The sequence below is a fragment of the Methanosarcina sp. DH1 genome, from assembly GCF_020804205.1.
GTDB lineage: Archaea > Halobacteriota > Methanosarcinia > Methanosarcinales > Methanosarcinaceae > Methanosarcina > Methanosarcina vacuolata.
The window spans coordinates 43,323-59,221 of record NZ_WJBJ01000018.1; the positions used below are offsets into that span (position 1 = coordinate 43,323).

Below are 15,899 nucleotides of genomic sequence, written 5' to 3' on the forward strand. Positions count from 1 at the left end.
TTGTAAATAAATTATACATTAGTTATGTCCTTTACGAGTTATTAGTTATAAAACTGCCTATAATAAATATCAAAATATTTAGTTGTAATCAAAAATTATTAAAAAAGATGCGCGATGGTTATTATCATATATTAAAAATGAATATAATGTATGGCAATACTTATGAAGTAAAGTAACTTTTATAAGGTAACATTTATTTTACAATTATGTTAAGTTTTTACAGCACATATTAATTTTTTACAGAGTATCGTAGTTTTTATAAATGCCGTAAAGATTCTGAGATGCAGTAAATATTATCACTTCGTGAAGATTGAACGCTCATGTAGCATTTCTGTGTCGGCGTGAGTTTATCGATGCTTACATCAATTATTTAGCTCACTTTTTTGTTTCTGTTTCTATTTTTGAACGTATCATTTTAGCACGATTACGTTTTGTTGTAGCTTCCCTGTTCCTTCTCATTTTATCCAGCAAAGAAGCGTAGCTTTCTAGGAGGTCGGCAAGCTCAAGACTATTTTCCCCTTTGGTTTTTTTCGTAACTCTAATTGCTCGCTCATAATAAGGTTTGGCCTTGAGATACTTATGTTGCTCGTGGAAAAATATTGCTAAATTATTAAGGCAAGTGCTTACATCTGGATGTTCAGGACCAAGTGCTTTTTCTGTGATTTTCAAGGCACGGATACAAAGAGGTTCGGCTTCAGAATACCTGCCTAAAGCTCTATAAACTCCAGCCAAGTTGTTAAGGCGATTACCTACATATGGGTGTTCGGAGCCAAGTGCTTTTTCTGTGATTTCCAAGGCACGGATACAAAGAGATTCGGCTTCAGAATACCTGCCTAAAGCTCTATAAACTCCAGCCAAGTTGTTAAGGCGATTACCTACATCTGGATGTTCGGAGCCAAGTGCTTTTTCTGTGATTTCCAAAGCACGAATACACAGAGGTTCAGCTTCGGAGTACTTGCCTAAATCGCTATAAACCAAAGCTAGATTATTAAGGCAAGTACCTACATGTGGATATTCAGAACCAAGCGATTTTTCAGTGATTTTCAGGGAACGGGTATACAGAGGTTCGGCTTCAGAATACTTACCCAAATTTCGGTAAAGTTCCGCTAGATTGTTAAGACTCTTACCCACCTCTGGATGTTCAAGGCCAAGTGCTTTTTCTGTGATTTCCAAGGCACGGATATACAGAGGTTCGGCTTCAGAATACTTACCCAAATTTCGGTAAAGTTCCGCTAGATTGTTAAGGCGATTACCTACATCTGGATGTTCGGAGCCAAGTGCTTTTTCTGTGATTTCCAAGGCACGGATACAAAGAGGTTCGGCTTCAGAATACYTGCCTAAAKCKCTATAAACTCCAGCCAAGTTGTTAAGGCGATTACCTACATCTGGATGTTCGGAGCCAAGTGCTTTTTCTGTGATTTCCAAGGCACGGATATACAGAGGTTCGGCTTCAGAATACTTACCCAAATTTCGGTAAAGTTCCGCTAGATTGTTAAGGCGATTACCTACATCTGGATGTTCGGAGCCAAGTGCTTTTTCTGTGATTTCCAAGGCACGGATACAAAGAGGTTCGGCTTCAGAATACYTGCCTAAATCKCTATAAACTCCAGCCAAGTTGTTAAGGCGATTACCTACATCTGGATGTTCGGGGCCAAGTGCTTTTTCTGTGATTTCCAAGGCACGGATATACAGAGGTTTTGCTTCAGAATACTTGCCTAAAGCTCTATAAACTCCAGCTAAGTTGTCGAGACTTTCTGCTATGGTCGGATCATCTGGATTTAAAGTATTTTCTTGAATCTTTAATGCACGCAAGCATAAAGGTTCAGCTTCTGAATACTTACCCAAAATATCATAAAGTTCTCCTAAATTATTGAGACTCTCTGCTATAGCTAGATTATCTGAATTTAAAGTATTTTCTCTAATTGCTAATGTACGCACACATAATGGTTCAGCTTCTGAATACTTACCCAAGCTTATGTAAAGTTTTGCTAAATTATTGAAACTCTTAGAGATATCAAAATGTTCGGGTTCCAGAATCTTCTTTCGAATTTCCAACGAACTTTTCAAGAGTAACTCACTTTCCTTAAAACGTGCACGTTTATGCAGATAGCTGCCAGCTGCATTTAACAATTTTGCAGACTCTTCAGTTTCGATATCCCACAACCCAATATATTCTGCACAGATCTGAGCATGAGGAAGAAGCTTATCGCAAAGTTCCCAATTTTCATACTTAACTTCAGGAAATGCACAGTTTACAGCTTTAACAACACGCTCAGCCCAGAGTTTCTGTTCATCTTTTTCCATCCCGTCTTTAAGAACGGCTTGTACAAGGCGGTGGATATCATAAGTATGGGAACCAGCATCACGGTTAATTAAAGAGTATTGCCAGAGTGGATTAAGAATTTCATCAAAAACTAGTGGATCTATATCAGCCTCAGCAAATGCGACAGAAATTAATGGTCCTAGCTCATCCGCACCTTTATAAAATATCTCGGAAGGTATTTCATTTGGATTAAGGAAAGCGCTAACATATAGAAAATCTGCGGAGACCTTTGAATTTTTATTCACTTCTTCAAAATTCATTAACCAGGTGGTTGATATCGATTCTGGATACTTTAGTTTATCAATATTAGACTTTTCCAGCAGCTTCAGACCACGTATTTTATAGCTAGCTAGATAATCTTCAAAGCTGGAGTTATTTGCATAAATATAGGCTCCTGCTTGTTCTAAAGCTAATGGAAGACAACCAAGCTCATGCACAAGCTTTTCAAGGGCTTCGAGTTCTAATTGATTCAAATTAGTATGCAATGTGCGCTTTAGCAGAAAACTTTTAGCTTCTTCAATGGACATTTCCTCCATATCAACCAGTTTCGTAATATCCAGTGTATCAAAAACTCTTAACCTTGAGGTTAGGAGGATATGTCCGTTTGGATTTGGAGGAAGATAGTTCTTTAAAAAAGAAATGTTATCTGCGTTGTCAAAAACAAGTAACCAGTTCTGGTGGTTTCTAAACCAGTTTAATACAGCTGAAAGAATATTATTCTGGTCTGAGTCATTTTTAACCGGTAAATTCAATAATTTTGCAATATCGACATAGCTGGAGATTATTGAATCTTCAGAATCAGCTTTTACCCAGAATATGAGTTCATATTCAGACTGATAACGATAGGCATATTCAATCGCAGTTTGTGTTTTTCCAATGCCTCCGAGTCCGCACACCGCAACAGGTTGAGATACGGCAACTGTGTTGTCTAAAAGAAGAGCTTCACGGATCTGTTTTAACTTATCCTCACGTCCTGTAAAACGAGGGTTTCTTGAGTAGGGAACATTTGAGATTGTGTTTTTTGTTTCCTGCTCCAGATCAGACGGCAAAATTTGTACAGAACTGGAATCAGGATCTTCATTAGTAGGCGGATTTGTAGAAGTCGAAGATAAGCTTTTTTCCTTCATTTTGGCATTCAGGACAGCAGTTATTTCAGAAGGAAACTTCTCAACGCGGGGATGTGGTACAACGTCAGAACTATTATCAATTACAATAGGAATTTTTTGTCCAACAAGGACATCTAAAACAGGTTTATTTTTGATTTTAAAGGTATTAATATAGTCTTCACGCACAAAAGAACCATATGAATCAAAGTCTTCAGGATGTAAATCAACTTTAAGACGAACGCTACTAGAATCAATAAAATCGATTTTAGTATAATTGTGTAACCACCAGTAAATCCTGTTCTCTGGGGTTATGGAAAAAATCTTTACAGTCTCTAGATTAACACGTGTACTACTTATGTCGAGTTCATCAGCAAAACGCAGAAGTGAAGCGACCATCTTTTTGCGACTATTAGGATCACCATTGAGATAGTCAGGACAATCATTAATTGACAATTTAGAGTGGAATTTACATACATCCATTAAGTCATCCACGAGATCATAAGGTATACTTTTGCTACCGTTAGATAATACCGGGTCTTTTCCTTCATACAGGTAATCAATCCAGGCTGCTGAGAGAAGATGATGATTTTTACGGATCTCTTTCTGCTGTTCTAGAGAATATTCATTTGTGGTTCTTGCACTAAACACCTCGTCGAATCTCGCACCTAGACTTTCAGCTTTCTTCTTTATTTCTGGATATCTGGCAATATCGCATTGCATTCCAATATCATGTAAATAGATACCTGCAAGAAGCAAATAGATCTCATGCTGAGAAAATTTTGCATCCGGATTTGCCTGAAGTAGTTTGTCTGCAAAGTAAGCAACTCTTTTACTGTGCTCTTCACCGTGATCTGTGTAGTCCTTCACTATTCGAGGAGCTTCATTTGCCCAAATATTTTCCATTATCCCACGAATTAAAGTAAGGCTTCTGGATAACTTAATATCAGAAACATAGTTTGCTAAGATACGATTTTCTACTTCTGTAAATCCGGGCATATTGTTTCCATCTATAAGTTGTTCTTAATATTGAGAAGATAATCACTTACCAACAAACTCACATCATAAAATGATATAAATATTGTTAATTTGTCACTCGTAGGTATAGGATAAACAAAAAGGGCCCTTCGCTATTTCGTATGGATAAGATGATTTTCAACTCAAGACCGCATTGGTTTTTATGGGAACATTATGAGGATAGCCACACAAAACAACGAAGAGCCACAAAAAGAAATTGTTTTACAAATTTCGGTCAGGCGCGCTGCGCGCGGACAAGAACGACAGAAGACGGTATTAATGTCGTCTCGGAAAGATCAAAGTGGTTATTTGAGCCTTATTTCACGAAAAAACTATACTTCTGGCGCCAAAATCATTTAAAAAGAACTCAAAATTCTCAAAAATAGATACAGTAAATACTATCAATTCCCAAAGACGGAAATAACCGGTATTTACTGCATTTTAAATTAGGAGTTATAGATTGCTGAAAATATTTCATCAGCTTCTTTTTCTAAATTACGTTCCGCACTCCCAGCCGCTCATGTAGCATTCCTGTGTCGTCGTGAGTTCGTCGATGGTTATGCCCATTGACTGAAGTTTCATCTTTGCCACAAAAGTATCAAGTTCCAGAGGTACCTTATGGACCCCGTTCGGAAGCTTGTTTTCGGCAATATAACGCACACAGAGGGCCTGGTTTGCAAAACTCATATCCATGACTTCGGCTGGATGGCCGTCACCGGCAGCCAGGTTAACCAGCCTGCCTTCAGCTATGACATTGATGCGCCTGTCGCCAAGGTCATATTCTTTTATATTGTGTCTTACGGTCCGGGTGGATTTTGCAAGAGATTCAAGGGCTTCCATATCGATTTCTACGTTAAAGTGGCCGGAATTTGCAAGGATTGCTCCGTCAGGCATGGACTTGAAATGTTCGGCTGTGAGGATATCCCGGTTTCCGGTGGTGGTTACAAAGAGTTCACCTAATTTTGCAGCATCTGCCATCTTCATGACCCTGTACCCGTCCATCCTGGCTTCAAGTGCTCTTACAGGATCGACTTCGGTAACTATTACATTTGCCCCAAGGCCTGAAGCACGCATTGCAACTCCGCGACCGCACCAGCCATAGCCTGCAACAACAACGTTTTTGCCTGCTACCAGGAGGTTCGTGGTCCTGTTAATCCCGTCCCAGGCAGACTGGCCTGTCCCATAGCGGTTGTCAAAAAGGTATTTGGTCATGGCATCGTTTACTGCGATTACCGCCATTTTCAGGGCTCCTTCTTTTTCCATCGCATGGAGCCTGTGGACACCAGTTGTTGTTTCTTCGCAGCCTCCAAGGATATTCGGAAGCAGGTCGGTCCTTTCTGTATGTAATTTGAATATAAGGTCTGCCCCATCATCTATTGTGATATCGGGTTTAATGTCCAGGACACGGTCGATTGCTTCGTAATATTCCTGGCTCTCGACTCCGTATCTTGCAAAACAGCATATGTTCTTGCGGGTGCCGAGGGCAAGGGACACGTCGTCCTGAGTGCTGAGAGGATTGCAGCCGGTAATTGCTACCTCTGCACCGCCTGCAGCGAGAGTCTCTACAAGGACTGCAGTTTTTGCTTCCACATGCAGAGCCATCCCTACCTTCATCCCCTTAAGGGGTTTTTCCTCCTCGAATTTTTTCCTTACGATGGCAAGTACGGGCATATGGTTTCTTGCCCAGTCCATCTTCATGTTTCCGGATTCTATGAGTTCTTTTTCGGTCATGTTGATCCCGTGCTATCAAGTATGCAATTGAGTTCGATCTTTATTCTGGCTTCAAACATAAGTGTTTATCTTTTACTCACTCAGATTACTAATTCAGGTCCCACAGTGGAACATTATTGGCATCAATTATTCTTGACATAAATTATTCTGCAACGAATTATTCTTGACATAAATTATTCTGCAACGAATTATTCTTGACATAAATTATTCTTGAAATGAATTATTCTTGAAATGAATTATTCTTGAMATRAATTATTCTTGACATAAATTATTCTTGACATAAATTATTCTTGACATAAATTATTCTTGACATATATTTTTTTTGTCATAATTTGAGTTTTTAGGCGTTTACCTTTGCAACAAGCTCTTCTGCAGCTTTTTGAGCCTCTTCCATTACCTTCTGCTCGTCCAGGGCCAGCACTTTGTAATCATCCATAAGGACTTTTCCATTTACAATTGTTGTCCTGACATCGCTTCCTTTTGCAGAGTACACAAGGTGAGAGGGAACATCAAAGCAGGGGGTAAGATGCGGTTTTCTCATATCTACCACGATAAGGTCCGCCTTCATTCCGACTTTCAACATGCCGGTTTCCGTGCCAAGGGCTTTTGCACCGTTTATCGTACCCATTTGGAGCACTTGCTGCGCAGGAAGAGCAATTGGATTGAAAGTATTGACTTTATGCAGAAGAGCAGCCGTTTTCATCTCCTCAAAAAGGTCAAGGTTATTGTTTGAGGCACAGCCGTCAGTGCCAAGGCTCACATTGACTCCTTTTTCTAGCATCTTGTGTACAGGTGCAATTCCTGAAGCAAGTTTCATATTACTTATGACATTATGGGAAACATTCACTCCTCTTTTTTCCAGGATTTCTATGTCGCCGTCCGAAAGCCAGACGCAGTGAGCAGCAAGCACATCCGGCCCTAAAAACCCTATGTCTTCCAGGAGGTGCACTGAACATTTTCCGTACTTTTCTTTCATGGCCAGGAGTTCGGCTTCCGTTTCAAGGAGATGGATATGGATTCCTGCACCGTCCCTGCTGGCCTCTTCCCTAACCTTTGCAAGAAATTCATCAGAGCAGGTATTCGGAGCATGGGGCCCATACATTGTTTTTATCCTGCCGTCAGCCGCTCCCTGCCAGGCCCGGACAAAGCGCTTTCCTTCCTTAAGGTCTGTTGCTCCTTTTTCTTCGTTCCAGAGTTCTATAAGCCCATGGCAAAGCGAGGCCCGAAGCCCTGATGCCTCAACAGCTTTTGCAGTCTCGTCCATATAAAAGTACATGTCTGCAAAAGATGTAGTGCCTGACCTGATCATCTCCATGCATGCAAGCAGACTGCCTTTATATACATCATCAGCAGTCAGCTTTGCCTCGGCAGGCCAGATATGCCCTTCGAGCCAGTCTGCAAGCTGTAAATCGTCGGCATAACCCCGAAAAAGAGTCATTGCGGCATGAGTATGCGTGTTCACAAGCCCTGGCATTACTACCGAGTGTTTTGCATCAATCACGGTATCGGCACTTTCGCTGGTCTTTTCCCCGATCTCCGTAATCTTTCCGTCTTCGATGACAACAGTCCCGTTTTTGAGGTCTCCCGCATCAGGGTCCATTGTCATAACGTAAGCATTTTTTACAATTATGTCAGCCATACAATCAGATCCGTAAGGTAATGAACTGAAACTGTTAAATTATTCTCTTAATTTAATAATTCTATCCAAATTAAAGAAGTACTGGACTTAACAGACAAATGAAATTAAAAGGTATTGGAATTAAGAGGTTATCCTAAAAAAAGTTGTCCTGAAAATTACGCTAAAAACATGTGAAATATTCATAAATTTATGAGAAAATAAGAATTCCTGAGAAAATAGGAATAAATCAGTTCCAAAATCTAGTGATTTTTTAATTTTACTTTCATCACAGATTTTGGCATTGTGTCCACAGAAGCCTAAAAATATATAGGCGGCGTTTTGTTGGAATTTACCAAATCTATTATAGGGTTCTTTAAACTCATATTTCAAATTTTAGCATACTTGTACAAACTCATGGTACAAATATGCCACTTAATTGAGGTTCTATTAATCAAATGGCTACTATACAGGAATTATTTGCCCCTATTGACAGAGAGTAGAAATATGAATTTAAAGAACTACTGACATTTAGGTGTTAAAAAACAACAATCGGATAGAGATGGGCAATCGGTTTATTCGCTTTCAGAGTATATTCCCGGTCTTGTATTTGTTGTCACTATTATGTAATTTGTTTTTGTTGTAGTATTGCTGCCTGCAACATTGGTTACTGTAAGTGTAACCTTATATTTTCCTTCCTGTAAATACTGATGTTTTGGATTCTGAACTGTTGAAGTTTTTCCATCTCCAAAACTCCATTTCCATTTAGTTGGTATTCCTGTACTTTTGTCAGTAAAAGCAACAGTCAATGGAGCTTTTCCTGAGGTCGGTTTCGCCGAAAATGAAGCAACTGGTTTTGTTACCACTTTTATATAATTTGTTTTTGTTGCCGTGTTACTGCCTTTATCATTTGTTGCTGTAAGTTTAACAGTATAACTCCCTACTTTGGAATACTTATGTGTTGGATTCTGCTTGGTTGAAGTTGTTCCGTCTCCAAAATTCCATTTCCATTTAGTTGGTACCCCTGTACTTTTGTCAGTAAAGGCGACAGTTAATGGTGCTTTTCCTGAGGTTGGAGATGCAGAGAAAGAAGCAACTGGTTGAGTAGATGCTACTTTAGCAAACTTCTGAATTCGATTATTTAAAGTATCGGCAACATAAACATTGCCTAGGGAGTCGATAGTAACGCCCTCAGGATCACTAAATTGGCCGTCGCTGCTGCCATCAGAACCCCATTTGGTAATAAATTTCCCACTGCTGTCAAATTTTTGAATGCGATTATTGCCTGAATCGGCAACATAAACATTGGCAGAGGAATCTACAGCGACACCAACGGGACCATTAAATTGTCCGTCGCCGCTGCCCTCTGAACCCCATTTGGTAATGAATTTACCGTTGCTGTCAAACTTCTGAATGCGGCTATTGCCCGTATCGGCAACATAAACATTGCCTGAAGAATCTACAGCAACACCCTGAGGCCAATAAAATTGCCCGTTACCGCTGCCCTCTGAACCCCATTTGGTAATGAATTTACCGTTGCTGTCAAACTTCTGAATGAGACTATTATCATCGGTAACATAAACTTTGCCAGATGAATCTACAGCGATACAATTTGGTTTAACCTCACCACCCATAGGGTCCATATACCATGAATCTGAACCCCATTTGGTTATGAATGTGCCGCTACTGTCAAACTTCTGAATGCGAAAATTCCATGAATCGACAACATAAACATTGCCAGATGAATCAACGGCAACGTCAGGTGGAGAATCAAATTGTCCGTCGCCACTGCCCTCAGAACCCCATTTGGTTATGAACTTACCGCTGCTGTCAAACTTCTGAATGCGATTATTTAAAGTATCGACAACATAAACGTTGCCAGATGAATTGACAGCAACATTCTCAGGATACTCAAATTGACCGTCGGCGGTGCCGCTTTTAGAACCCCATTTGGTAATAAACTTCCCATTGCTGTCAAACTTCTGAATACGATAATTCTCTACATCGGCAGCATAAACATTGCCTGAAGAATCTACAGCAACACCCTTAGGCCAATTAAATTGTCCGTCGCCGTTGCCATCTGAACCCCATTTGGTAATGAATTTACCGTTGCTGTCAAACTTCTGAATGCGATTATTCAAAGTATCGACAACATAAACATTGCCAGAGGAATCGATAGTAACACCCTCAGGATCAATAAATTGACCTTCATCGCCTCCTTCAGAACCCCATTTGGTAATAAATTTCCCACTGCTGTCAAATTTTTGAATGCGATTATTGTCTGAATCGGCAACATAAACATTGCCAGAGGAGTCTACAGCAATACCAGATGAGCCATCAAATTGACCGTTGCCGCTGCCCCCTGAACCCCATTTGGTAATGAATTTACCGTTGCTGTCAAACTTCTGAATGCGATGATTATATTTATCGGCAACATAAACATTGCCAGAGGAATCGATAGTAACACCATCAGGACCATGAAATTGTCCGTCGCCGCTGCCCTCTGAACCCCATTTGGTAATGAATTTACCGTTGCTGTCAAACTTCTGAATGCGGTTATTGCCCGTATCGGCAGTATAAACATTGGCAGAGGAGTCTACAGCGACACCAACGGGACCATTAAATTGTCCATCGCCGCTGCCCTCTGAACCCCATTTGGTAATGAATTTACCGTTGCTGTCAAACTTCTGAATGCGGTTATTGCCCGTATCGGCAATATAAACATTGCCAGAAGAATCGACTGCAACACCCATTGGATTGTAAAATTGTCCGTTGAGGCTTTCATCAGAGCCCCACTTTGTAACAAAAGTATAAGTTTCAGCATGCGTAACAGAAGCGCTCATCAATCCAAGAAATAATACAATAAAACATAAAAACACTTTATTTCGAATAGTAAATTGTTGAAATCTAATTTTTAAACCCTCCTTATCTATTAAAATCCAGTTGGAAAGTTAACCTCCCTAACGTAAAATTTTTTAGAAGATTGCCGATGCGAAACTTAAAATTGATGAAAATAGCTTACTGTAACTGTCTGTTTTTAAGCTATTACTCGCAAATTTACCCGTTTTAAATAAAACAGTATATAAATTCAAAGTATATAATAATGAACAGATGTTGGGATGTTAATATATTTCAGTAAGCAATGAGAGAGACTTATCCTCTTTAATTGATAACGTTTTTCAAAATTCCATAAAATTAAAAGGCAATTTAAGCTCCTGGAGCTAAAAAGCCATGTGGTGATCCTGGTAATAAAATTTACGAATATTTTCTCAAAGCAGATTTAAAGTCAAAAATAAAGAGGAGTAATAAACTCCTCGTTTCACTTGCTCTCAATGTGGGCGTGTCCTCAAGTTACTGAAAACCGGAGCATAAGAACTTTCTGTATTTTCCTTAATTAGGGGTAGTACTCGCTTTTTCGGAATTGATCAGTAACTCATGGACACTACCGAAAAGTTACACTATGTCTAAAATGCAAAAGAAATTGTTTCTCGATGATTATTACAGTTTATTTGGGTAGTATGCAGAGAAAAAAGAAGTTTAAGGAAGGAAGAAAATGAGAAATCACAAGAATTTGGAACTGAGTCAATAAGAACTCTTGAGAAATAGGCTTTTTGCATTGTTTGCGCTTTACTGCCGGACTTTGTACTTATCAAAATCTCAAAGCCTACCAGGATCTACTCAAACCTGATTCTTACTTAGAGTCCCTGTCCATCAATTCCAGCTTCCAGGTTCAGTGCTTTAAGATAAATACGCATGATTTTTAGCCTTTCTTCGGCAATCTTTTTTGCAGCATCGGTGTTCAATTTTTCAGGAATTGTGAAAGGTTTGTACTGCATATATTCATTAAAGCCTTCAATAGGGTCTTCAATGTACACGGTTCTTTTTGAACTTCCTTTATCCATCCCTGTTGTGTGCTTTAACATCCTGAGGGCTCCCATGGAAAGAACAGCCCTGAAGATCCCCACTGCTCCAAGGGCGTCAAGCCGGTCGGCGTCCTGCAAAATTCGGGCTTCTAGGCTATCCGGCTTTTCCCCTGCGCTGAAGCGATGCGTCCGGATACAACCTGTAACAGCTTCAATAACCTCTTTTCCGAGCCCTGTTCTCGAAAGAAATTCAGAGGCAATATCGGCACTGTATACGGCATGGTCCCCGCCTTCTTCATGTTCCTTAATTACACCGACATCATGGAGGAGAGCTGCAAGCTGAAGTACGAGAAGGTCTCCCCCTTCTTCCTTCTGGATTTCCAGGCAAAGGGCTTCTACCCGGTTTATATGGGACATATCGTGGGAACTGGGCTCACCTTCAAGAAAAGTGGCTACAAATTCCCTCGTTTTTTCTATCAGGTCCATATTCAGTGTTCCAATTCTACAGCCATAGCTTTAAGGTATTCCTGGATTTCAGAAATCGCCTCTATGAGGGTTTTTTTATTATCATAAGTCGTGATTAATTTCACAAGTTCTTCATTTCTCTCCTTTTTCAGTTCCACTCCGAACTTGATCATGTTTTCTAGTGCACGGGTAAGGTTGTCAACTATCGAGATTGTAGACATCTTTGAAGTCCGTGAGAGAGGGTTCAGGTCAATAGCTATGACTGTTTTTCCCATTTCTACAAGTTTCTCACACCGGTCTCCGTCTTCCAGCGGGACAAGCACTACGTCTGCAGAATATATCCCCCGGCTTTCTACCAGCCGCCTGGCATGAGAGAGTTCAAGGCTTGCATCCGGATTTTTCCCGAGCACCTCGGAAGCCCCGTTGGCTTTGAGTTGTTCTATTATAAGGTGGACCCTTGTTTCGGTCCTGTGAAAAAGATTGACCTCGAGCTTTGCTCCTGTTACATCTGCAAGGGAAACAATTTTATCAGGAGCAAGAGCTGCAGCATTGCCGTTTACGGAAATTACAGGATTTTTTGCCAGTAGCAGAGCAGCAACTGCCGCCCTTTCAGCATACAGGGCAGACTTTGTGCTTCGCTCACCTATAAGGTAATCAAAGCTTTCGCCTCTTCCCTGAGAAATCAAACCCTGAATGCTTGTCATTCCCATTTTTACCCCGGCTGCAACCTTTTCACGGGCTAGCAGGGACTCATACCTCGGGTGGTCTTTGGGTATCTCGGTCATATCGGTCGCTTACCTTTTTTAATTGACTTTCCAGCATCTTTTTTTATTTATGAACTTAATCCGTAAATGAGTTTCATCAGTTTTAACATACCTGCTTGAGTATCAGTTTTAACATACCTGCTTGAGTATCAATTTTAACATAAACTGCTTAAGTATCAGTTTCAACATGAACTGCTTGAGTATTAGTTACAACATAAACTACTTGAGTATCAGTTTTAACATAACCTGCTTGAGTATCAGTTTTAACATAACCTGCTTGAGTATCAGTTTTAACATAACCTGCTTGAGTATCAGTTTTAACATACCTGCTTGAGTATCAATTTTAACATAAACTGCTTAAGTATCAGTTTCAACATGAACTGCTTGAGTATTAGTTACAACATAAACTACTTGAGTATCAGTTTTAACATAACCTGCTTGAGTATCAGTTTTAACATAACCTGCTTGAGTATCAGTTTTAACATAACCTGCTTGAGTATCAGTTTTAGCATAAACTGCTTGATTATCAGTTTTAGCATAAACCGCTTGATTAGTTCAGACACTCAAATAAAAAACTAAAATGAGTAATCTGAATTATATATTACTATTTGATCCCAACTTTCGACCTTTACTTCATTTTAACTCTCTTTAAATTATAAGGAAATTAATTACGCAGCAATTTTCTGCATGTATTTTTTATTTTCCTGGCCCATTCAAAATATGTTCTGCCTGAACTCATTCGTTCATCAGCTTCGGTACACAGGTGCTTATGCCGTATTCCAGCACCACCCCGAATTCCTGGAGGGCTTCGTAGAGACGGAACTGTTCTGAGTAAGGGGCAATTGCGAAAACCGTATCCCCAAGCATTGCCTGGGAAGCTAGCCCACCATTTGCGTTTGCAGCTTCGATCACATCTTTTGCCTTGCTGCTCATAAGGTCTGCTTTACTGGCAAACACTTTTGACTGCTGCATGAAGTTCTCAAGAGTGGGCTTTTTAAGCAGCTCGGACATAGCTTCTTTTCCCGCGCTGTTAATTCTTGAGGCTGCAGCTTCATCTCTCAGGACCGAACCGGTAGAGATCTCGCCAAGCACAATACAAAAAACCCTGGCTTCGGAAGTCGGAATTCTGTCTACAAGCCCAAATTCGGGTCCACCCGGCTGCAGTCTGATAACGACTCCACCGCTTGACTGGGCAGCAATATCACCAAGTCCGCTGCAATTGATGACCTCAGCCACGTGGGCATATTCAGTCAGACTTTTTACGGTCTGATCCAGGGAAAGTGCATTATTCAGGGCATAGGCTGTCCCTAGAGCTCCTGCACCTGAAGCTCCAAATCCGCATCCGGTTGGGATTTCTGACCAGCTCCTTATTCTTACAGGCAGTTCCGTCATCATTTCTGCGACAGTCCGAGTAGTTCTGCCTTCAACTCTCTTTCCATTAAGGAAAATTTCGGTTTTTTCCACAGATCTCCCGATCTTTACTTCGGTGGTTACGCCTCCATTCAGGACGATTCCGCAGCCTGTAGAACCCTTACGATGAGGGTTTTCATGCTCGTGGATCTGGAAAAAACCTGTGATGTGTCCCGGAGCATAGGCTTTTGCCTGAATGTCTGCTCCTTCACTCTCATATGTATACATAGAAAACGCCTTTTTGCCACTTTAATCATTTTTTCAAAGTTCGTTCGTGTTTTGCAGGATACTTTGCAAAATGCTTTCGGATTTTTGTGAAATACTCTGGGATACTTTGCAGCAGATTTTTTACTTTAACAGATCGGCTACCTCTTCAAGGATAAAGGCTGCAAGTTTGCGTTTGTTCCCACTTACGTGCCCTGGTTCGTTTTTTTCCCGTCCAAGCAGGTACAGTTCATTCTCTTCAGTACCCATTCCGCCTTTTGCGACGTCGTTTGCTGCAATCAGGTCCAGTTTTGAAGTTTTAAGGGCTGAAGCTGCCCTTCTAAGGAGTTCGTCTTTTTCAATTCCGGTCTCAGCTTTGAAACCTATAATCACGAGGTCAGGATACCTTTGACGGCATTCTTTAATCAATTTGCGGGTGGGATTCAGTTTCAAGGTAAGTTCTCCTCCCGATTTTATCTTTTCGGGAGAAGGATTAACTGTATAATCTGCAATTGCTGCTGAACTGATAAGGACATCGTACCCTTTCTCAAGTTCCGAGAGGACAGCATCAGTCATGTCTGCGGCGCTTTCTGCAAAAATTTCCCTGATCCCTGCAAACCCAAGTTTGTCCCTATGGACCAGGGTTACATCGGCTCCATTGCGATAAGCTTCAAGAGCAAGTTCCCTGCCAGTTTTACCCGAAGCCCGGTTTGTGAGAATTCTGATGGGGTCCAGGCTTTCGGCAGTAGAACCGCTTGTGATAATTATCTTTCGGTTTTCGAGGGTTTTATTTCCGAGAGCTCTTTCTACCTCGAGCACGATTTCCTCATTTGCCGCAATTTTTGCGATTCCTTCTTCAAGTCTGGGGCCCACAATAGAGATTCCCCAGCTTTTCAATTTTACCAGATTCTCAGCTACAGCAGGGTGCCTGAACATTGATTCGTGCATTGCAGGAACAACCATCACAGGCACACCCGAGCCAAGGGCAGTTGTTGCAAACGAGGTGACAGGGGTATCATCTATCCCGTATGCGATTTTTCCTATGGTGTTTGCGGTTGCAGGAGCTATAAGGAGAAGGTCGGCCCTGCCTTTAAGTCCGCAGAACTCCACATGTTCAACCCTGCCTCCAAGTTCGGTAATTGCTGGATTTCCGGTAGCATAGTGCAGGGCATCAGGGTGCAGGATATGTGTAGCAGCCTCTGTCATAACAGCATGTACCTCAGCCCCGTTTCTGATTAGCTCTCTTGCAAGTTCAACTACCCTGACTGCTCCAATGCTTCCCGTAACGCCAAGAACTATGGTTTTTCCGGCAAGGAAAGAGCTCTTTTGCCCCTGGATCCAGAGTGTGGGATGGAACTTTTCGGCTCTGGACCTGGTGGCCTTTTGCTTATCTTCTTTATCCAT

The 15,899-nt window shown here is 41.0% G+C and carries 8 protein-coding genes; all 8 read right to left on the reverse strand.

The genetic code is table 11. From position 1 onward, the window contains the following. Positions 1 to 375: 375 nt before the first annotated feature. Positions 376 to 4,425, reverse strand: coding sequence for an FxSxx-COOH system tetratricopeptide repeat protein (gene fxsT, locus FXW07_RS08515; protein WP_229395068.1), 4,050 nt, complete (start codon positions 4,423 to 4,425; stop codon positions 376 to 378). A 513-nt stretch (positions 4,426 to 4,938) separates the two neighbouring features. Continuing rightward, on the reverse strand, positions 4,939 to 6,174 hold the full coding sequence (locus tag FXW07_RS08520) for an adenosylhomocysteinase (protein ID WP_229395069.1): 1,236 nt from the start codon (positions 6,172 to 6,174) through the stop codon (positions 4,939 to 4,941). A gap of 340 nt (positions 6,175 to 6,514) precedes the next feature. After that, the gene (locus FXW07_RS08525) at positions 6,515 to 7,813 is read right to left on the reverse strand and encodes an amidohydrolase family protein (protein ID WP_229395070.1); all 1,299 of its coding nucleotides are present in this window, start codon (positions 7,811 to 7,813) and stop codon (positions 6,515 to 6,517) included. A 551-nt stretch (positions 7,814 to 8,364) separates the two neighbouring features. Further along, complete coding sequence (locus FXW07_RS08530; RefSeq protein ID WP_229395071.1) at positions 8,365 to 10,632, reverse strand: PKD domain-containing protein; 2,268 nt, start codon at positions 10,630 to 10,632, stop codon at positions 8,365 to 8,367. A gap of 852 nt (positions 10,633 to 11,484) precedes the next feature. Continuing rightward, complete coding sequence (locus FXW07_RS08535) at positions 11,485 to 12,138, reverse strand: HD domain-containing protein (protein WP_229395072.1); 654 nt, start codon at positions 12,136 to 12,138, stop codon at positions 11,485 to 11,487. A 2-nt stretch (positions 12,139 to 12,140) separates the two neighbouring features. Beyond that, entirely contained in the window at positions 12,141 to 12,902 is a 762-nt protein-coding gene (locus FXW07_RS08540) for a 4-phosphopantoate--beta-alanine ligase (RefSeq protein WP_048155100.1), read from the reverse strand. A 714-nt stretch (positions 12,903 to 13,616) separates the two neighbouring features. Next, positions 13,617 to 14,519, reverse strand: a complete 903-nt coding sequence (locus tag FXW07_RS08545) for a pantoate kinase (RefSeq protein WP_229395073.1) — start codon at positions 14,517 to 14,519, stop codon at positions 13,617 to 13,619. 120 nt (positions 14,520 to 14,639) lie between these two features. Continuing rightward, entirely contained in the window at positions 14,640 to 15,899 is a 1,260-nt protein-coding gene (coaBC, locus tag FXW07_RS08550) for a bifunctional phosphopantothenoylcysteine decarboxylase/phosphopantothenate--cysteine ligase CoaBC (RefSeq protein ID WP_048120178.1), read from the reverse strand.